Annotated in this window: 14 protein-coding genes and 1 pseudogene; 11 read left to right on the forward strand and 4 right to left on the reverse strand. The window is 63.9% G+C overall.

The window, feature by feature from the left end; all coding sequences use genetic code 11:
• Positions 1-22 precede the first annotated feature (22 nt).
• Entirely contained in the window at positions 23-1,078 is a 1,056-nt protein-coding gene (locus tag H4V95_RS16780) for an iron ABC transporter substrate-binding protein (protein ID WP_196866388.1), read from the reverse strand.
• Positions 1,079-1,194: 116 nt separating this feature from the next.
• A pseudogene (locus tag H4V95_RS16785) lies at positions 1,195-1,785 on the reverse strand (YdeI family protein).
• Between the two features lie 60 nt (positions 1,786-1,845).
• On the opposite strand from H4V95_RS16785, the gene H4V95_RS16790 reads away from it, so the two are divergent.
• The 6 genes from H4V95_RS16790 (at position 1,846) to H4V95_RS16815 (ending at position 7,568) form a co-directional block, all read left to right on the forward strand.
• Entirely contained in the window at positions 1,846-2,568 is a 723-nt protein-coding gene (locus tag H4V95_RS16790; protein WP_196866386.1) for a VOC family protein, read from the forward strand.
• Between the two features lie 240 nt (positions 2,569-2,808).
• Positions 2,809-3,348 (forward strand): NUDIX hydrolase family protein, encoded by a 540-nt coding sequence (locus H4V95_RS16795; protein WP_196866385.1) that lies wholly within the window; start codon positions 2,809-2,811, stop codon positions 3,346-3,348.
• A gap of 3 nt (positions 3,349-3,351) precedes the next feature.
• A complete protein-coding gene (locus H4V95_RS16800) occupies positions 3,352-4,203 on the forward strand; it encodes a DUF6707 family protein (RefSeq protein WP_196866384.1) in 852 nt (283 codons plus the stop codon).
• Between the two features lie 49 nt (positions 4,204-4,252).
• Complete coding sequence (locus H4V95_RS16805; protein WP_209731129.1) at positions 4,253-5,068, forward strand: SRPBCC domain-containing protein; 816 nt, start codon at positions 4,253-4,255, stop codon at positions 5,066-5,068.
• Positions 5,013-6,326: a tRNA guanosine(34) transglycosylase Tgt gene (gene tgt, locus H4V95_RS16810; RefSeq protein WP_395939854.1), complete on the forward strand. Its 1,314-nt coding sequence runs from the start codon at positions 5,013-5,015 to the stop codon at positions 6,324-6,326. Before H4V95_RS16805 ends, tgt begins: the two co-directional genes overlap by 56 nt.
• Before the next feature lie 285 nt (positions 6,327-6,611).
• Complete coding sequence (locus tag H4V95_RS16815) at positions 6,612-7,568, forward strand: type IV toxin-antitoxin system AbiEi family antitoxin domain-containing protein (RefSeq protein WP_209731131.1); 957 nt, start codon at positions 6,612-6,614, stop codon at positions 7,566-7,568.
• Positions 7,569-7,712: 144 nt separating this feature from the next.
• Here the strand turns inward: H4V95_RS16815 and H4V95_RS16820 are convergent, their stop codons facing one another.
• Positions 7,713-8,426 carry a queuosine precursor transporter gene (locus H4V95_RS16820; protein WP_209731132.1) on the reverse strand — a complete coding sequence of 238 codons (714 nt, stop codon included), beginning with the start codon at positions 8,424-8,426 and terminating at the stop codon, positions 7,713-7,715.
• A gap of 145 nt (positions 8,427-8,571) precedes the next feature.
• On the opposite strand from H4V95_RS16820, the gene thiD reads away from it, so the two are divergent.
• From thiD to H4V95_RS18835, 5 genes are all read left to right on the forward strand, one after another.
• Positions 8,572-9,396 carry a bifunctional hydroxymethylpyrimidine kinase/phosphomethylpyrimidine kinase gene (gene thiD / locus H4V95_RS16825; protein WP_209731133.1) on the forward strand — a complete coding sequence of 275 codons (825 nt, stop codon included), beginning with the start codon at positions 8,572-8,574 and terminating at the stop codon, positions 9,394-9,396.
• Complete coding sequence (locus tag H4V95_RS16830) at positions 9,393-10,853, forward strand: polysaccharide pyruvyl transferase family protein (protein ID WP_209731134.1); 1,461 nt, start codon at positions 9,393-9,395, stop codon at positions 10,851-10,853. Before thiD ends, H4V95_RS16830 begins: the two co-directional genes overlap by 4 nt.
• Before the next feature lie 9 nt (positions 10,854-10,862).
• On the forward strand, positions 10,863-11,852 hold the full coding sequence (locus tag H4V95_RS16835; RefSeq protein ID WP_209731135.1) for a glycosyltransferase family 2 protein: 990 nt from the start codon (positions 10,863-10,865) through the stop codon (positions 11,850-11,852).
• Between the two features lie 299 nt (positions 11,853-12,151).
• A complete protein-coding gene (locus tag H4V95_RS16840) occupies positions 12,152-16,069 on the forward strand; it encodes a S8 family serine peptidase (protein WP_209731136.1) in 3,918 nt (1,305 codons plus the stop codon).
• A gap of 419 nt (positions 16,070-16,488) precedes the next feature.
• Entirely contained in the window at positions 16,489-19,557 is a 3,069-nt protein-coding gene (locus H4V95_RS18835; protein WP_209731137.1) for a PKD domain-containing protein, read from the forward strand.
• 124 nt (positions 19,558-19,681) lie between these two features.
• Here H4V95_RS18835 and rraA read toward each other — a convergent pair whose 3' ends face one another.
• A complete protein-coding gene (gene rraA / locus H4V95_RS16850; RefSeq protein ID WP_209731138.1) occupies positions 19,682-20,158 on the reverse strand; it encodes a ribonuclease E activity regulator RraA in 477 nt (158 codons plus the stop codon).
• Positions 20,159-20,162: the final 4 nt, after the last annotated feature.

Raw genomic sequence — 20,162 nt, forward strand, 5'->3', positions numbered from 1 at the left:
TGCTACCAATAGTTGATCAGGTTCAGATCAGGCCGTGCTTGCTCAGTAACTCCTGGGTCTGCTCAAGCGATTCGAGGTCCGACAGGTCCAGGTCCGGGTTGACCAGCGAATCCAGGGCGGGCAGCCCCTCGGGAGCCTCGACCCCTTCGGCCAGCGGGTACTCGAAGGTCTCCTCGACGAAGTACTGCTGGGCGTCGGCGGACACGAGGAATTCGACAAACTCCAGAGCGTCGGCGTCCTGGCCGGCGTTGGAGAGGATCCCCGCGCCGGTGACATTGACAATCGATCCGGGGTCGCCAGCCTCAGGGTAGGACAGCTGGGCGCGCATGTTCTCCTCCCCGGTTTCGGTGGCCTGGCGGAACCAGTAGTAGTGGTTGATCAGCCCGGTCTCGACCACTCCCTCGTTCACGGCGGTCAGGACGGCGCCGTTGTTCTCAAAGATCTGCGGTTCGTTGGCGGCCAACGCCGCTACCCACTCATCCGCGGCTTCCTCGCCCTTCAATACCCGGTAGGCCGTGACGAAGGCCTGGAAGCTGGCGTTGGAGGGCGCGAAGCCAACCCGGCCAGACCAGTCGGGGTCGGTCAGCTCATCCACGGTGGCCGGGACCTCGTCGGCTTCCAGCGTCTCGCCGTCGTACACGATGACGCGGGCACGGCCAGTGATTCCCACCCAGCTGTCGTCGGTGGAGGTGAATCCGTCGGGGACGGTTGCGGTGACGTCCTCAGGCAGGGTGGTGAACAGCCCCGCGCTACTGAGGGCGCCGAGCGCACCGGCGTCCTGGGAGAGGAACACCTGGGCGGGGGTCTGTTCCCCCTCCTCCAGCAGGAGTGCACCCAGTTCGGCGGTGTTGCCGTAGCGCACGTCCACCTCGATGCCGCTGCTTTCCTCGAACTGATCGATGAGTGGCTGGATCAGGTCCTCGTCCCGTCCCGAGTAGAGGGTGAACGTGTTGTCGCTCTCCAGCTCGGTGGCGGCGGGTGAGGTGTCGGATTCGGCGGCGGGCTCGGTGGTCGTTCCGCACCCGACGAGGGCGAGGATGGTGGCACCGGCCGCGACGGCGGCAAATCGATTGTGCATGGGGTGGTCTCCAGGGGTGAACTTTGGATATGAACTAAGGATCACCTTACACCGGTTCGCCGTCGAATTAGTCACGAAAATGTGACGTAATTATTCCGATGCGGTCTGGCGGGGCTCTAAGGGAGCTTCCGCTGCGGATAGAGCGTCTCGCTGCGGGCCAGCATCGCCACGAATCTGGCGATATTCCGTTCCCTGGCCGCCTCGGTCTTGAGCTGACTGAGCCGGAAGATCATCGCGTACCGGTTCTGGGAGGTCAGAACGTTGAACATCGCCTGTGCGTTGGGGTCGGCGGCGATGGCCTCTGCCAGGGCGGCGGGAACTTCCGCCTACGCCGGCCCGGCGTAGGCCCGCTCCCACCTGCCGTCCGCTTTCGCCGCGGCGACGGCGTCGAGCCCGGCCGCCCTCATCCGCCCCTCCGCAGTCAACCGCTCGATGTACCCGATGTTGCGCAGCGACCAGATACTGCGTGGGCCGCGGGGCGTGAACCGCTGGAGGGAGCTTTCGTCGCCTCGCCGGCGCGCCTGGCCATCGATCCACCCCACGCAGAGCGCCTCATCGAGGGCGGCAGCGTAGGTCAACTCGGTGACGAACCCGCCCTTCTTGTGCAGGATCAGCCAGACACCGCCAGAGGTGGAGTGGTTGGCTTCCAGCCAGGCCTTCCACGCGTCAGCATCGGGGACCAACAGTTCGGGCAGTTCGGCCTTCATGGGGCTACTGTAATCCCCTGAGCTCCGTCGAGTCCCTACCCCGAACCTGGAGAACAACCGATGCTGCGGGTCCACCCTCTGCTCCACACACCTGATCCCGGGCGGCTGGGCGCCGTGCTTGTCGCTCTCGGGCTGGCCCGGGCCGCCCAGGGAAACGGGTGGATGGTGCTCGATGCCGGCGGCGGGCGGATCACGCTCTGCCCGTCCGGGCCTGGCGGGGCGTCGACGACCCTGGGGTTCGAGGTGGGGGACCTCGAAGTTTTCGCCCAGCGTACCCGCGTGAGCGGCACCGCGGCGGAGGTCGTCAACGATCCCGACGGCGTCCCAAGGGTCCGGGTATCGGCACCCCCGCTCACCTTCCATGCCGGGCTCGGCGAGCGGCAGCTTCCCACCGGCCCCGACCCGGCCCTGACCGTGGTGACGATCTGGCGCACGCCGGACACTGCGGGCGCGGCCGGGGTGCTCGCCAACATGGGCGCCCGGGTACGGGCCGCCACCCCGGACGCCGGAGACGCCAGCGATCTTCCGGGTCACGGGCCCGTGGACTTTCTGGCGAAGAATGGTGGGGTGGTGGCTGTACGGCGGGCACCGCGCCAGGAGTTCGAGGTGGGCTTTGAATACGCGGGAGACCTGACTGTGCTGGGTGAACGGGTCGAGGCGGCCGGCTTTGCCGGACGAGTCACCGACGCCGACCGCCACCTGACCGTGGACCTCGGCGCTGGCCGGCCGGTCCGTATTGCCAAACGGCCAGAGGTTGACCCCGGGCGCGAGGCTCGGCGCTGAACCAACTCCTGAGGCCGAGGCGGGGCCACGGGGCTGGGTCACGGGCGGGGCCACGGGGCTGGGTCACGGGCGGGGTCACGGGGCTAAGGCGATTACCCTCCGGCTGACCCGGCGATTGTCCCGTCAGCACCCAACGGCACCCGGTTGCGGGGGTTAACGGTCGTGTCATCAGATTCAGCCAATGGCCGAAGCGCAGCGCGCCGTCCGCCGTCGTGCCCGTGTCTGCTATAAAACAAAGGTATGAACGTTCGCACACCAGACCCCAATCCCGGGTGGCTTTCGGAAGATGACCTCTACGAAGCCCGCCGCCGCCTACCCATGGTGTATGTGGAGGCCGTTCCGGTGCGCTGCGACTCACTCGGCTACGTGACCGAGGTGGGGTTGCTGCTGCAGGCGAACGACCAGGGCGAGATGGTCAGGACGTTCGTGTCCGGCAGGGTCATGTATCGGGAAACCATCCGCGCGGCGCTGGTCCGCCACCTGGAGAAGGACCTGGGACCGTTCGCCCTCCCCCAGCTGCCACCCTGCCCGGTCCCCTTTACCGTCGCCGAGTATTTCCCGTCGCCGTCCGAAACCGGGATGACCGACGACCGACAGCACGCCGTCGCCCTCGCCTACCTGATTCCCGTCACCGGGGAATGCCAGCCCCGGCAGGACGCCCTTGAACTCTCCTGGATGACACCCGATGAGGCGTTGAGCCCAGGCGTGCAGTCCGAGTTCTCCGGCGGACGCGGCGGACTGCTCCGCCAGGCACTGGCCTACGCCGGTTGGGGACGCTAAGCGGTGAACGAATCCCGGAAGCCGACGCGGGTGCGTCGGCTTAACGCCGAGGCCGTCGCCGCCGGTCACCACATCATTGGCCCCGACGGCACGGACGCCGCCGAGGTGGTCGATACCGACATCGAGACGGATGACTACGGGACTCCCGCCGTCGTCGTCGCGACGCTCGATTCCGGAGACACCCTGCGGATCGCCACGGGGTCACAGGTCCAGGTTGCTGTCGACGACCGTGAGGTCGCCGCCGGGTCCATCCCCGCCCAGGACGGGACCCCCGAGGCGGTGATCGCGCATGTCGTGTCGGTCCATCCCGAAAGCGAGCACCTTCAGGGCATCGCCGAACGCCTCACCCGCGGCATGAACTTCAAATCGGGAAGCAACCTGCAGGATGTGCACGACCTCGCGTTGAGCCTCCTGGTGGATTTTGCCGACGTCGCCAACGCCCGGCGGGTCTGCGATCTGCTCACCCCGCTGCCCTTCGACGGAAACTTCGGTCGCTGGAAGTGGATTGAGGGCGCGCTGGCACTCGCGTCGTATCTGGCCTTCGACGACGGCGACACCGACCGCGCGGAGACCTACTCGGCGTCGCTCCGGACTGCCGACGACGCCGAAACCGATCCGCTCAAGGCCAAGCTCGCGGCGGCTGTCCGGCAGCGCCAGCTCAACGCACCCAACCTCTACGATCCGGAGATCAACCGGGCAGCAGCGGCCGGCGATACGAGGGCCGAGAAGGACTGGCGGGTGGTGCGCCTCACCGCCCTCCTGTACCTGCGCTCGCACGGCGGGTCCGAGACATTGACCGCCGAGGAGCTGGCCCGACGGATCCACAACGAACTCGTCGCAATCCGCGCACTGTAGGTAATTTTTCGCTCTGGAGCGGTAACACCCGCGGGAGTAGAGTGACGCCATGAATCACTCATCAGCCCCCGCAGCGGGCACCGACACCGATTCCGGTGGCGGTGCCAACCCGCTGAGTGTCCACATCAACGCCGATGCCCGCCAGATCTGGGTGATGCTCCGCGAACCGGCGAAGGTCGCGCAATGGCAGGGCTGGGATTACGACGGCCTGGCCGAGGAAATTCGGCTCATCTACTTCTCCCCCAGTGTCGCTGAAGGCTCCGACCACCTCTCGCTGGCCCTGGAGGACGGCGACACCTTCCGGTTGACGCCCGGCCCCGACGGCACTGAGGTCACGCTTGAACGGGGCCAGCCGGAGCCCGGGTCGGACCTGTCGGACTGGCATGAGGACATCACCGAGGGATGGATCTCATTCCTTCAGCAGTTGCGGTTCGCGTTGGAACGCCGCCCCAACACCAACCGACACACAGCCTTCTTCTCCGGCACCCCCGCTGACGGGCGCGCCCTGGTGCAACAAGTGGGGGCCACCGCGGTGGGCGACCCCGGGGACTCCTACGCCCTGACCCTGCCCAGCGGGCAGGAGCTCACCGGCAAGGTGTGGTTCAGGACCGAACGCCAGCTAGGGCTCACCGTCGCCCAGTACGCCGAACACGGTGACGGGCTCCTGATCCTCGCCGAGCAGCCGCTGACCGAAGGCGTCCGTGACGAACCCTCGGACCTGGTGATCGCCTCGACGTACGAGTTGGGAGCCAAAGCCCTGCACGAGGTCTGGGACGGCTGGGAGGCCGTGCGGCGCGACCACTACCCGAATGCCGACCCGCTGGTCACCTCCACCCTCAAGCACAGGAGCAAGTCAGCCCGGTAATTGCTGGCAAAATGGGTTGGTGCCAACTGATACTCAGCAACCCTCGTTCTCCTTCACCGTCGACCAGCGCCTGAGTGACCCAACCGGCGGGCCGCTGCACGGCCGCACGGGCACCATCACCACCCCGCACGGCGAGATCCGTACCCCCGCGTTCATCGCCGTCGGCACCAAGGCCTCTGTCAAGGCGGTGCTCCCCGAGTCCATGAAGGACCTCGGCGCGCAGGCCCTGCTGGCGAACGCCTACCACCTGTACCTGCAGCCTGGCCCGGACGTCCTTGACGAGGCGGGCGGGCTGGGCCGCTTCATGAACTGGAACGGGCCCACGTTCACCGACTCGGGTGGTTTCCAGGTGATGAGCCTGGGCTCCGGGTTCAAGAAGGTGATCACCATGAACGTCGCCGACGCCGGCACCTCCGACCATGCGGTGGCCGCCGGGAAGGAGCGTCTGGCCCACATTGACGACGACGGCGTGTGGTTCAAGTCCCACCTCAACGGAGACCGGCACCGGTTCACCCCCGAAATTTCGATGCAGGTGCAGCACCAGCTCGGCGCCGACATCATGTTCGCGTTCGATGAGCTCACCACCCTGATGAATTCCCGTGGCTACCAGGAGGAGTCCCTTGAGCGCACCCGCCTATGGGCCGAGCGTTGCCTTACCGAACACGACCGGCTGACCGAGGAACGAGTGGGGAAGCCGTACCAGGCATTGTTCGGGGTCATCCAGGGTGCCCAGTATGAAGATCTCCGCCGGAAGGCCTCCCGCGATCTCGGTGGCATGAACTTCGACGGGTTCGGCATCGGCGGAGCACTGGAGAAGGAGAATCTGGGGACCATCCTGGGCTGGTGCGCCGACGAGTTACCGGAAAACAAGCCGCGGCACCTGCTCGGAATTTCGGAACCGGATGACCTCTTCACGGGGATCGAGAACGGCGCCGACACCTTCGATTGCGTCTCCCCCACCCGCGTCGCCCGGAATTCGGCGTTCTACACTCCCGACGGACGGTGGAACCTGTCCAACGCCCGCTTCAAGAAGGACTTCACCCCGCTGGTGGACGGGTGCGATTGCTACACCTGCACCAACTACACCCGCGCTTACATCCACCACCTGTTCAAAGCCAAGGAAATGGTCTCGGCCACCCTCATCTCCATCCACAACGAACGCTTCATCGTGAAACTGGTCGACGATGCCCGCGACGCGATCGAGGACGGCACCTTCTTCGACTTCAAGGCGGAGGTGCTGGGCCGCTACTACGCCTAGCACCGGCCTTTTCCACCCAGAAAAGTGGTCAACCGGCAGGGTCCGCCCCAGGAAAGTGGTCAACCGGCAGGGTCCGCCCCAGGAAAGTGGTCAACCGGCAGGTCAGTGGTCAGGCAACGGCGTTCCTGCACGGTCAGCACTTTTCGCTCAGACACCTGCCCCCTATGAGACTCCAGCGCCCCGCGATTCGACTCACCGCCCCTCCACAGCCACCGATCCCTTGGAGTTGTCCACATTTCCGGACCGGTCGGACAACGCGGACCAGGACTGGCGCATGCTGGCTGCATGAACATCCAATGCCCACCCTGGCTGACGGACTCCCGGGCTCCCTGGACCACCGAGGAACTCGCTGACCGGTTGATCAGCGGTCGACAGGTGGCACGGCTAGTCCAGTCGGGAGACCTGGTGAGATTGCGTCGCGGGTGCTACATCCCCGGCCACTTCTGGGAGCAGCAGTCAGCCGAGACGCGGGCGTTACACCGCATTTACGCCCACCATCATTCGCGGCAGCGGGGTGCTCCGACACCGCCTGTGTACACCCACGTTTCGGCGGCACGGATTCACGGACTGCATTTGTGGAACGTGGACCACACCATCCATCTGGCTCAGAAGTACCCCACCTCGGCACACGGTCCCGCTGCGGACGTCAGAGCCCATTGCTCACCATTGGAACCCGAGGAGATCACGTACCGGCAGAATCTTCGCGTGACGACCCTGGAACGCACTGCAGTGGATTGCGCGCGAGTCCTCTCCTATCAGAAGGCGCTCATCGTTGCGGACCACGCGCTGCGGCTCGGCGGCAGCCAGCCGCAGATGCAGGACATCGCTGGTCGCCTGGCAGGATGCAAAGGCGCAGCCAACGCGCGAAGGGTCACGGCGGACGCGAGCCCCCTGGCCGAGTCGCCAGGTGAGACCCTCTCCAGACACTTCATCAGGAAGATGCGGGTACCGATGCCCGAGCAGCAGGTACAGGTGCGGACCAGGCATGGCGACCATCGGCTGGATTTCGCCTGGCGTGAGTTGTTGCTGGCCCTTGAGTTCGACGGCCGGATCAAGTACTTCGCGTATGCGCCGACCGACGAGGTGCTCTTCGAAGAGCGCCGGCGGGAGAAGGCGCTGATGGAGGACGGCTGGCAGTTCGTTCGTCTTGAATGGGCAGACCTGTTTCGGGAGGCCAAACTGAGGCGACGGATCGCCAACGCCCTGCACCGGGCCAGCCTGCTCCGCCGGAAAAGTGCTTGACCCGCAGACGAGTGGCCGCCCCACCACTCGTCTGCGGCTTCGGCACTTTTCCGGCGGTTCGTTCGCGGCTCCGGCACTTTTCCGGCGGTGCGTTCGCGGCTCCGGCACTTTTCCGGCGGTGCGTTCGCGGCTCCGCGGGCGCTCCTAGGAGGCGGCGTAGCTTGGCTCGCGTTGTTTGATCCAGCGGATGACCATCGCGGTGACTGGCACAAACAGGACCTCGATCAAGGTCTTGTAGAGGAACCCGAACAGCAGGTAGTTCAGGAACCCACCGAAGGTGGTGATGCCGATGACCGATGCGGCGATGGCGCAGAAGATCAGGGTGTCGGCGAACTCACCGACCACCGTGGAACCGAGCAGGCGGCCCACCAGGCCACGCTCACCGAACCGGCCCTTCAGCCTGACCAGCACCCAGGCGTTGAGGGTCTGACCCACGGCGAAGGCGAGCAGCGAGGCCAGGACAATCAATGGCACCGGCCCGAGCGCCCCCTCAATCGCGGCCTGCTTTGACGTGCCGAAGTCGTCGTCGAATCCGGGGAGCGCGATGATGATCAGGTAGCAGAGCGACGCGAAGGCCGACAACAGGAACGTCACCACAATGGCGAGGCGTGCGGCCTTGAACCCGTACACCTCGCTGATCACGTCACCCAGGATGTAGGCGAGCGGGAAGAGGAAGAACCCGCCATCGGTGATGATGCTGAAGCCGTCGAAGAGCGGTCCGATCACCACGCCCTTGGAGGCACCAATGTTGGACAGCAGGACGACGACGGCGAGGGTCGCCAGCATGATGGCGAAGTAGGTACTCCCGGAGGAGGCAAATTTGGCGCGGGTTTTTTCCTGCAGTTGAGTCAACGTCATCTCATTCATCGAAGTGGTTCGCGAACGCTTTTGGTCCGCTGTATTAGCACTGATGCCCGGCTGCCCCCGGGCAGTTCAATTCTGCCACGGTCGGCGGGCGGAGCCTGAACTGGCCGCCCCGACAGAAAATGGGCAGACTGTACAAATGTCGCAAACTAACCCTGCCCCAGTCGTGACGCTCACCATCGCCGGATCCGAAGCCACCGGCGGCGCCGGCGCCCAGGCGGATCTGAAGACCTTCCAGGAGTTGGGGGTATACGGAGTTGCGGCCCTGACCTGCATTGTCTCGTTCGACCCGAAGGACAACTGGAATCACCGTTTCGTCCCGGTGGAGCCACAGGTCATCGCCGACCAGCTGGAAGCGGTGCAGACCTGCCACCCGCTGGAAACCGTCAAGATCGGGATGCTCGGCACCCCGGCCACCATCGACACCGTCGCTACGGCGCTGAAGTCGCAGCCGTGGCGGAATATCGTGCTGGACCCGGTGCTGATCTGCAAGGGGCAGGAACCGGGCGCCGCACTCGACACCGATCAGGCGCTGAAGGCGCACATCCTTCCGCTGGCGAGTGTCGTCACTCCCAACCACTTCGAAGCCGAATCGCTCTCCGGCATGTCCATCAACAGCATTGAGGATCTGCAGGAAGCGGCGAAACGGATTCACGAGTTTAGCGGCGCCGTCGTCGTCGCCAAGGGCGGAATCCGGCTGGAGGGCGAGAACGCCGTCGACGTGTACTACGACGGCACCACCCTTGAGCTGCTGAGCGCCCCGAAGGTGGGCGACGTGGCGGTGAGCGGCGCGGGCTGCACCCTCGCTGCGGCCATCGCCGCCGAACTGTCCAAGGGCGCGACCCCGCTGGACGCGGCCCGCACCGCCAAGGCGTTTGTCACCAGGGCTATCCAGAACCGGCTTTCCTCGCACGCACCGTTCGACGCCGTCTGGCAGGGCGGCGCCGCCGGGACCTCCGCATGAGGGTAGCCATCCTGGGTGACATCGGGCAGCACGTCTACCACGTGGGCGATGACGCGATGACCCATGCCGCTGTCGATGAGCTCGCTGCACGGGGCGTCAACGACGTCGTGCTGCTGAGCCGGAACGTTGAGGACACCACCGTGCGGTTCGGCACGGACGCCGCCCCGACGATCGAATTCCCGTGGCCGTACGCCGACTACCAGCGATACCTGACCGACATTCGGTCTTTCCTGGCCGGCAAGCCGCACGGGCTCGCACCGGATGACCAGGTCCACCGCCTGATCGACACGCTCAGCGGCTGCGATGCGGTGCTGATCGCTGGCGGGGGCAACATGAACTCCGTGTACGGCTGGCTGCTGTACGAGCGGGCGGCAGTAGTTGAGATTGCCCACCACCTCGGCAAGGCCGTGGTGATTGCCGGCCAGACCATCGGCCCCCTGCTCTACGGTGCCGACCGCGATGTCGCAGCACGCATGCTTTCCCGCGCCGCGCTGGTGGGTGCGCGGGAGGACAGTTCGCTAATACTGGGCCGTGCGCTGGCGGGTGCCACCGTGGTCCCCTGCCTCGACGACGCGTCGTTTCTCGCCACCACCACCCCAGACGCAGCCCCATCAGACACCGCACCGCCAGCGGACTCCTACCTGGTGGGGACCTTTTCGGGAAGCACCGGTGCCTGCCCCCGCGGTCAGTTCGTGGCCGCGGCCGCGAAGATCCTGGACGACGCCGCGGAGCTTTCCGGCTTGCCCGTCCTCCTCCTGCCCCATATGGCGGTGGAAGGCGAGGGTGGTGTCGACGAAACGCTCCACTCCGAGATTGCGGCGGCGATGACCGCCCGGGTCGAGTCACGGCACATCGCGTCCGCCCGCGACACAGCGGCCCTGACCGCACGGGCAGCACTTGTGATCGCCTCGCGCTATCACCCGGTGGTGTTTGCCCTCGACGGCGGTGTCCCGACGGTCGCCCTGTCCCTCGATGAGTACAGCGATGTCCGGCTGCGCGGGGCAATGGCCAACTGGGGGCTCGCCGACTTCGCGCTGCCTTTGCCATCGCTCCTGGCCGGATCGGTCGGAGCCGCCATCCGCGAAGCCTGGCAGCGCCGCGACGAGATAGCCGCCCACGTGCACTCTCTTCACCCCCGGAAGGTCGCGGAATCCGCCGCCTGGTGGGACCTGGTGGTCCGGGCCCTGCAGGGGCTGGAAGTGGAAGCCCCGACACCGGACCCGGGGCACCGGCTGGAGGTGGAGGGGTCCTGGGCCTCCGACGCCGGAGCAGCGAGGGTGGTCTTCCTGCCCATGTCCGCCGAGCTCGGCGAGCTGCGCAAGGTCCGCGAGGATCTCGAGGGCCAGGCGTCCGCCGCCCGCGCCGAGCTGCAGGGATGGTTCAACTCCAGCAGCTTCACGCTGGTTCGCAAGCTTGCCTCATTACGATCGCGGCTGCGCCCGCGCCGAAACCCCTAAGGACTGCCCGTGCCGACTGCACCCACACCGTCAGTAGCCATCATCATGCGGTCCCGGAACCGTTCGCTGCTACTGGACAGAGCCCTCCGGGACGTTCTCCAGCAGACGGTCACGGACTGGACCGTCGTCGTCGTCAATGACGGCGGCGACCGCGCCGAAGTGGACCCGGTCGTGGAGCGTCACCGCGCACGTCTGGGCGACCGGTTACAGGTCATCCACCACGACACCTCCCTGGGGATGGAGGCCGCCTCCAACGCCGGAATCCGGGCGTCGGACTCCGAGTACATAGCCATCCACGACGACGACGACGAGTGGCACCCGACGTTCCTCGAACGCACCCTCGCGTACCTGGCCCAGCACGACGACGCCGGCGTTGCTGTGCGCACCGAGATCGTGTTCGAGCGGATCACCGACGGGACCATCGAGGAGGTCAGCCGGGAGATTTTCCAGCCAGCGCTCAAGGCGGTCACCCTTTTCGACACCATCCGGCACAACCGCTGCGTCCCCATTTCGGTGCTGTATCGCCGCGCGATTCACGATCAGATCGGCTATTACAACGAATCCCTCTCGGTAGTCGGTGACTGGGAATTCCAGCTCCGCCTGTTGCAGCAGCACACGCTGGGATTCATCGACGAGGTCCCGCTGGCCTACTGGAACCAACGCCGGGAGGCGATCGGAGATCTGGGCAACAGTGTCATCGTCGAGGACTCCGAGCACAAACGACTGGACCAGAGTGTCCGCGAACACCACCTCAAGGAGCACGTCAGCCAGTCAGGCCTGGGCGCGGTGCTCTATCAGACGGCCTACCAGCAGCGGGAATTTGACCATCTGCACGAACGCCAGAACTACTCGGAGGACTTGCTACGGCAGATCCTCGAGACGAATCGTCACCTCGTCGACCGCGTGCAGGTCCTCGAGCAGTCGATCAGCGACGCCAGCCTGGTCGCCCTGCTACGGCGCCGATACCGTCGATTGAAAGACCGCGCGCTCCGCCGCTAGACCCCCGATTCTGGTCACCAATTGTGTGACGCGATGCTGTTCTCAGGCAATTATCAGGAAATTGCCTAACTTAACTAAGTTTTTTGTGTGCTACCCGTTGACTTGTGACCCACTACACAGAAAAGTGGTGTGGGTGGAGGGGGCCGGGTGTCCGGCATCCACAGATCAACTACTGCTGACGCAACTTGTTCACACCAGGAATGTCACTCACATCTGTCACGGCCGTGTCAGCAGTACTTGCGGGGAGCTAATCAAAGATCTCAGCGGGTGGCCATGACTGAGCCTCACTAAGGAGAAGTATGAGCAAGTCATACCACCGGAATACGGGAAAGGCTGTGTTGGCTTCGCTAACAGGGCTTGTCCTGGCTTCCAGCATGTGGGCGCCTGCTTCAGCTCTGGAATCACCGTCATCGGGTGAGCCCACAGCTGAGGGAATCGAGCTCCGGGCGGTCCCCGAAAAACTGAAGGTCAGTAGCGAACTGGCGGACCGGACGGGCCCAACGGCTGCCTACGTCCAGTTCGCCGGAAAAGGCGCCTTCGAACAAACGCAGCCCGTCGAGGTGCGCGACGGAATCCAGTCCCCGGTCAATCGGACCAGCGATGTGCTGAACATCAGGGCCGGCATCCAGGCTCAGGCTGACGACGTAGCGGCCGAGGCATCAGCCTCTCAGCTCTACACCACCACCAACACCATCCCGGGTGTTGCCATCCAGGGTGACGCCGAGGCCATCAAGGCACTTGCTGCCCGCCCCGACGTCGTGAAAATCACCGGTATCGTGCCGAAGACCGTCACCAACAAGGGCGCGGACATCGACACCCGTGCACTTGATGCCTGGACCACACGCGATCAGACCGGCGACGGCATCACCGTCGCCGTCCTCGACACCGGACTCGACTACACCCACGCCGGCTTCGGCGGACCGGGAACCATCGAGGCCTTCGAGCAGGCACAGGCGGATCTGGTTCCTGACCCCGCACTCTTCGACGCTGCCAAGTACGTTGGCGGCTACGACCTGGTGGGCGACGACTACAACGCTGGCGACCCCGATAATGACATTCCTCAGCCAGACCTCAACCCCCTCGACTGCCAGAGCCACGGCTCCCACGTCGCCGGCACCTCCTCCGGCTACGGCGTAAACGATGACGGATCCACCTTCGAGGGCGACTACGGCACCCTCGACGCCGACGGCGTCAACGCCATGCGGATCGGCCCCGGCTCCGCTCCCGAGTCCCAGCTGGTCGCACTCCGCGTCTTCGGCTGCACGGGCTCCAGCGCAGTAGTCGGATCGGCCCTCGACTTCGTGCTTGACCCCAACGGCGACGGCAACTTCGATGACCGCGCACAGGTTGTCAACATGTCACTCGGCGCAGCATTCCCCGCCTATGACGATCCCGAAAACGACATTGTCAACGCACTCACCGCTCAGGGCGTCCTGTCGGTTGTCTCCTCCGGCAACAGCGGCGATGTCTACGACATCGGTGGCTCCCCCGGCAGCTCCGAGTCAGCCCTGACCGTCGCTGCCAGCGTCGGCTCGCAGATCACCCTGGACCGGGCCGATGTGCTCGCTCCGGACGACGTCGTCGGACAGGCCGCTGGCCAGTACAGCGTCAACTTCGACTACTCCACCGCATCCGAGGAAGAGCTCACCGGTACTGTCGTCAAGGCTGACCCCGCCAATGCGTTTGGTTGCGCCCCCTTCGCGCCCGGCACCTTCGATGGCGAGTGGGTATGGCTGCAGTGGGAAGAGGACGGCGCCTTCCCCTGTGGCTCCGTCACACGTTTCAACAACGTTGAAGCCGCAGGCGGAGCAGGTGTGGTCCTCGACTCGCCTCGCTCGGTCTTCGAATCAGGTATCGGCGGCAACGCCACCATCCCCGGCGTTCAGTTCAACGCCGAGTTCTCCGAGCAGCTGGAACCGGCCGCAGAAGCTGGCACCCTGGAAATCCGTTTGGATTCCGAGTACCAGGCGACTGCCGGTGGCAGCTCCGAGGCTCTCGACACGCTGGCGGCCTTCTCCTCCCGCGGCCTGCACGGCTCCAACGGAGTGGTCAAGCCCGATGTAGCGGCCCCCGGCGTATCCACTGGCTCAGTCCAGGTGGGCACGGGAACTGGCGCATCGGTCAAGAGCGGCACCTCGATGGCAGCCCCACACGTGGCTGGCATCGCCGCCCTGCTCTACGCAGAGACCGACTTCAACCCGTACGAGATCAAGTCGATGATCATGAACACGGCGATCGCCGATCTGGTGACTGACGAAGGTGTCGAGTACGCCCCCAACCGCGTGGGTTCCGGACGCGTCGACGCCGTACTGGCACTCGACACCCCGGTCCTCGCCTACGCAACAGAGCAGCCATCACTGACCTCGGTAAACTTCGGCGTTCTGGAACTGGGCAGCGAAGCCACGACCATGACCAAACAGATCACCGTCGAGAACAAGTCGGACGAAGTGATTCGCTACAGCGCTTCCTACCTGGAGGCGTCCACGATGCCAGGTGCCGAGATCACTGTGACCCCACAGGTACTCGCACCGGGAACCCTCACCAACGCCTTCGATGTCCCAGCCAACGGCACGGCAACAGTCGACGTCACACTGACCATCGATGATCCCGCCGCACTGGCAAAGACGATCGATCCGGCCGCTGAGGAAACCCAGCTCGGTGTCCCCCGTCAATACCTGGCCGACGTTTCAGGCCGCGTTCAGTTCGCGAGTGAAGTGAACACCCTGCGCGTTCCCGTCTACTCGGCCCCAAAGCCCACCTCGGATATCTCGGCTGGATCGCAGATCCTGTTCGAGAACGCTTCAACGCTTGAGACCACAATAACGATGGAGGGCCGCGGCCTCGCACAGGGCGGCGCGGATTCAACTTACCTCTCCCTCGTGACCCCGCTGGTTCTTGGCGCCGAAAGCCCTCGGGCCGACGAGCGTCCACTGGAGTCTTTGTACTCCCTTGACCTGCGTTCGGTCGGGATTGCCTCAACGGTTCCCGCCGAGGTTGCATCGGGAGGCTCGGCTGACGACGGCGTCCTGAACATCGGAGTGAGCACCTGGCAGAACTGGGCACAGCTTGGCGGCAATAGCAGCATCGAGGTTGAATTCGACACCGATGGCGACGGCGAAACAGATTACGTGGGCTTCACGCGCCGCCTCGACGACCTGGACCTCATCCTGTTTGAGGTCTACATCCTGAACGCTGACGGTTCACTTGGCCCCGTGAATGCTGCGGGTAACCCGGTGCCATTAGCTCAGACCTTCGCCAATGGCGTCTTTGGTGACGTTGACACAAATACCTTCGATACCAACGTCGTCACCTTCCCAATTTCTGCTGCTGCGCTTGATCTGGATCTGGAAGCTTCAGCCCCGATTCAGTACCGGGTGTCGACATTCAGTCCATTCAACGTGGACGAAGAAGGCGAGAACGGTCCGGTTGACTCAACCGACTGGATCGATTTCAACGTTACCGAGCCTGAGCTGTGGTTCGAAGGCGCAACTCCCGGCACTGTGTTCCCTTCAACCGACGGGGCAACCCTCAACGTCAACCGTCAGGAAGGCGTCACCGACGCCCGCGCGTTGTTCCTGCACCACCACAACGCAACGGGTCTGAAGGATGAAATCCTCGACCTGCAGGTTGACGAGCTCCGTTTCCCTGATGTTGCTGGCAACCTTCACGAAGATGCCATCAACTGGCTTGCTGACCAGGGTCTGACCAACGGCTACAGCGACGGTACCTACCGCCCGCTCGCCTCGATCAACCGTGATGCCATGGCGGCGTTCCTCTACCGCCTGGCCGGTGAGCCGGCTTACGCCGAGCCCACCACCTCACCATTCGCTGACATCACTCCTGAAACCCAGTTCTACAAGGAGATGGCATGGATGGCTGAGACTGGCCTGTCGACCGGCTACAGCGACGGCACCTTCCGTCCGCTCGCACCCGTCAACCGCGACGCCATGGCCGCGTTCATGAACCGCTTCGCTGGCGAGTACTGCAGCATTGCGGACGCCGAGGATTACGAGGCACCCCAGGTTGCACCGTTCCCGGATGTTCCCGTGAACGATCAGTTCCACCGGGAGATCTCCTGGATGGCTGAGAATGAAATCACCACCGGCTTCCCTGATGGCGAGTACAAGCGCCTTCAGCCAGTCGCCCGTGATGCGATGGCAGCCTTCATCCAGCGTCTCGATGGCTACACCGAGAACAACGGCGGTTGCAACCCGTAACCACGGTTAGCAGCAGCTAAAACAGTTAGACACCAAAAAGTGGTGGCCACCCGGAAACGGGTGGCCACCACTTTTTTGTTGCCGGTCAGACGCTGGTATCCCGAGCGGAAGACCGGCCAACATCCCGGTCCTGAAGGACATCGTAGGTGATCACCCTGCCGCCCGTTCCCCATCGCAATCTTCGCGATTTGATCCGAGATGGTGCCGACGAGGGGGTCGACGGATTCTCTCCGGCGCTGCCTCTCAAAAACCGAGTAGCGAGTGCCAAAAGACCAGTAGCCGATGCGCGTTATGAGTGTTTCTTTTCTATTTTTTTGATCTCATAATGATGCATCCGAGGCCTCGTCCGGTCTCAGTTTGCTGCACAAGGGAGTGCGGCAATCAGCTCTGGCGTAGCCAAAACTGGAAGAAGAATGTCAGTGCGAAAACTCATTTCGATCCTTCTCGGGTTGCTAATGGTTGCTGGCTTCGGTGTCGCGATTCCCGGAGCAGCAACCGCATCAGAACAGACTCTGTCATCGGTAGTCCGTTCAACACCTGTCAACTACACCCCCCATGTGCTTGACGGAATTGTGTTCTCAGTCGCCGAGGTAGGCGACACGATCGTTCTTGGGGGCTCGTTCACCCAGGTTCAAGCCAGCGCCGGCGGACCAGTATTGACCCGCAACGGTGTGGTTGCATTCAACAAGAACAACGGTCAGATCAGTGCTGGCTTTGCACCCCAGTTCAACAGCACAGTCCGCAGCGTGGTAGCCGCGGCGGATGGACAGTCGGTCTACGTCGGCGGACAGTTCGGGACCCTCAACGGTGCAAGCACCCCGAAGGTGGTCCGGCTTGCTCTCAGCAATGGAGCCCGAATCACCGCATTCAATGCGGGGAATATCAACGCCGTCGTCCACGACATGAAACTCTCCGGCAACCGGCTCTTCATCGGCGGAGAGTTCACCGCAGTCAGAGGACAGGCACGAACCGCACTCGCCGAACTTGATCCCGTCTCAGGCGCCTTGCGCACCAACACCAACATTGTCTTCGCCGGCACCCACCGCGGCGGAAACACCTTCGTCCACAAGTTCGATGTCACCCCGGACGGCCGGACCATGGTGGTCACAGGCAACTTCACAACCATGAACGGCCTGGACCGGGTCCAGGTTGGAATGGTAGATCTATCTTCAGCTACCTCCACCGTGGCGAACTGGCAAACCAACCGGTGGAAGCCGAACTGCTACTCAGTATTCGCCTACTACCTCAACGACTTGGATATTTCGCCCGACGGATCCTACTTCGTGCTCGGCTCCATGGGCGGTTACGGCAGCGGTCCGCCAACCCTCTGCGACACCGTCTCCAGGTGGGAAACCAACGCTCGCGGTGCCGCACTGAACCCAGTGTGGGTGGATTACACAGGTGGTGACAGCGTTTACGCACTTGAGGCGACAGGGCATACTGTCTACTTCGGTGGACACAATCGTTGGATGAACAACCCGTTCCGAGCTGATGCTGCAGGACAAGGCGCGGTAGGGCGTGAGGGGATCGGCGCCCTGAGCGCTCTCAGCGGACTACCCATGAAGTGGAATCCGGGCAGAGACCGCGGACGCGGTGTCTTTGACCTTCTCGCAACGTCCCAAGGACTGTGGGTCGGATCTGACACAGACCGCATTGCGCGGTACCTGTACCACGCGAAAATAGCCCTGTTCCCGGTAGCCGGCGGGACGGCGATACCCGCTGCATCGGCGCCATCGTTGCCAGTCGATGTGCTACAAAGTGGGAAACCCAGCGGCCAGACAAACCAGCTGAGCCAGGTGTATTTCACAGGTAGTCAGGGATCATCAGGCAGCCCGAATGTGACGGGTACTGTCCCATGGGACAACGTTCGTGGTGGGTTTGTTGCAGCTGGATCGATGTATCTCGCAATGGCGAACGGAGAACTGCATCAGCGATCCTTCAACGGGTCGCAGATTGGCGGGCCAACGATTCTCAACCTGTACGGTCTAACGAACTTCGCTAACGAGATGCAGACAATGACTGGTTTGTTCTACTCGAACGGCCGCATCTACTTCACCCTGGCAGGCCAAACCAGTCTGTTCATGCGCCACTTCGAGATTGACAGTGGGATCGTCGGTGCCCAGCGGTTCACCATCGCTGGGGCTACTGGCGGCATGACCTGGAGCAACGTACGGGGGATGTTCCTGGCGAGCAACAGGCTGTATTGGGCGTCCGCGGACGGCAATCTCAATGCTCTGGACTGGACGGAATCGGTGGGTGACGGAACCGTTTCAGGCACCTCCACTACCGTGAGCGGTCCAGTACGGGATGGGACCAACTGGACAGCGAAGGCGCTGATCACCAAACCGGGAACGGCCCCTCCACCAGCCAATGGCCTACCTTCCGCAAGGTTCAACCAGACATGTGATGGTCTTGAGTGCACATTCAATGGTGCAGGATCGACCGATCCGGACGGAACTGTCGACTCGTACGCCTGGACCAGCAGCGACGGCGAGTCTGGGACGGCAGCAGTCTTCACCCGGGAGTTCGCCACTGCCGGCACCTACGATGTCACTGTCACCGTCACCGACAATGACGGTACTACGTCCTCGACCACTCAGAAGGTGACTGTCAGCAATGCCCCACCTATGAACGAGCCGCCGTCGGCCAGTTTCAGTCAAACATGTGATGGTCTCGAGTGCACATTCAATGGTGCAGGATCCACCGATTCCGACGGGACTATCAACACCTTTGCCTGGACCAGCAGCGACGGCGGATCCGGGACGGCAGCGGTCTTCACCCGGGAGTTCGCATCGGCTGGCACTTATGACGTCGCCGTCACCGTCACCGTCACCGACGGTACTACGTCCTCGATTATTCAGACGGTGACCGTCAGCAATGCTCCACCCTTGAACGAGTCGCCGCTGATCCGGTTCCCTGATGTTGCTGGCAACCTTCACGAAGATGCCATCAACTGGCTTGCTGACCAGGGTCTGACCAACGGCTACAGCGACGGTACCTACCGCCCGCCCGCCTCGATCAACCGTGATGCCATGGCGGCGTTCCTCTACCGCCTGGCCGGTGAGCCGGCTTACGCCGAGCCCACCACCTCACCATTCGCTGACATCACTCCTGAAACCCAGTTCTACAAGGAGATGGCATGGATGGCTGAGACTGGCCTGTCGACCGGCTACAGCGACGGCACCTTCCGTCCGCTCGCACCCGTCAACCGCGACGCCATGGCCGCGTTCATGAACCGCTTCGCTGGCGAGTACTGCAGCATTGCGGACGCCGAGGATTACGAGGCACCCCAGGTTGCACCGTTCCCGGATGTTCCCGTGAACGATCAGTTCCACCGGGAGATCTCCTGGATGGCTGAGAATGAAATCACCACCGGCTTCCCTGACGGCGAATACAAGCGCCTTCAGCCAGTCGCCCGTGATGCGATGGCAGCCTTCATCCAGCGTCTCGATGGCTACACCGAGAACAACGGCGGTTGCAACCCGTAACCAGGGTTAGCAGCAGCTAAAACAGTTAGACACCAAAAAGTGGTGGCCACCCGGAAACGGGTGGCCACCACTTTTTGTTGCAGACGTTCTTGCGTCCCGGCCGGACGCGGCATCAGCGAGCGCGCTACTGCGTCGGTTCCTGCACGAGGATGCCATCCTCATCGGCGTAGACGGTGGCACCGGGGGTGAAGACGACTCCGCCGATGGTGACGGGTACATCAACATCACCGGCCCCCTCCTTGGCGCTCTTGCGGGGGTTGCTGCCGAGCGCCTTGATTCCGAGTGGGAGGCCGGCCAGGACCGCCCGGTCCCGAACGGCTCCGTTGATGATCACCCCGTGCCACCCGTTCTCCACCGCGATTTTGGCGATCATGTCACCCATCAGCGCACGCTCGAGTGAGCCACCGCCGTCGACGACGAGGACGTCGCCCGCACCGGGCGTGGAGAGGACCGCCTTGAGCACCACATTGTCGTGGTGGCACTGCACGGTCCTGACCCGCCCGCTGAAAGCCTTCGTCAGGCCCAGGTCCTGGAACTGGGTGGGGACCGACTGGAGAGTCTCTCCGAGCTCGTCGTACAGGTCTGCGGTAGCTGTTTCCATGGTG

It is taken from the genome of Arthrobacter sp. CAN_C5 (assembly GCF_017875735.1).
Classification (GTDB): domain Bacteria; phylum Actinomycetota; class Actinomycetes; order Actinomycetales; family Micrococcaceae; genus Arthrobacter_D.

What these genes read in the sequence shown, in the direction of transcription:
- H4V95_RS16840 (WP_209731136.1), top strand. Translation starts at nt 12,152, where the DNA reads ATGAGCAAGTCATACCACCGGAATACGGGAAAGGCTGTGTTGGCTTCG.
- H4V95_RS16790 (WP_196866386.1), top strand. Translation starts at nt 1,846, where the DNA reads ATGCTGCGGGTCCACCCTCTGCTCCACACACCTGATCCCGGGCGGCTG.
- H4V95_RS16820 (WP_209731132.1), bottom strand. Translation starts at nt 8,426, where the DNA reads ATGACGTTGACTCAACTGCAGGAAAAAACCCGCGCCAAATTTGCCTCC.
- H4V95_RS16830 (WP_209731134.1), top strand. Translation starts at nt 9,393, where the DNA reads ATGAGGGTAGCCATCCTGGGTGACATCGGGCAGCACGTCTACCACGTG.
- H4V95_RS16780 (WP_196866388.1), bottom strand. Translation starts at nt 1,078, where the DNA reads ATGCACAATCGATTTGCCGCCGTCGCGGCCGGTGCCACCATCCTCGCC.
- thiD (WP_209731133.1), top strand. Translation starts at nt 8,572, where the DNA reads ATGTCGCAAACTAACCCTGCCCCAGTCGTGACGCTCACCATCGCCGGA.
- H4V95_RS16805 (WP_209731129.1), top strand. Translation starts at nt 4,253, where the DNA reads ATGAATCACTCATCAGCCCCCGCAGCGGGCACCGACACCGATTCCGGT.
- rraA (WP_209731138.1), bottom strand. Translation starts at nt 20,158, where the DNA reads ATGGAAACAGCTACCGCAGACCTGTACGACGAGCTCGGAGAGACTCTC.
- H4V95_RS16815 (WP_209731131.1), top strand. Translation starts at nt 6,612, where the DNA reads ATGAACATCCAATGCCCACCCTGGCTGACGGACTCCCGGGCTCCCTGG.
- H4V95_RS16795 (WP_196866385.1), top strand. Translation starts at nt 2,809, where the DNA reads ATGAACGTTCGCACACCAGACCCCAATCCCGGGTGGCTTTCGGAAGAT.
- tgt (WP_395939854.1), top strand. Translation starts at nt 5,013, where the DNA reads ATGCCGACCCGCTGGTCACCTCCACCCTCAAGCACAGGAGCAAGTCAG.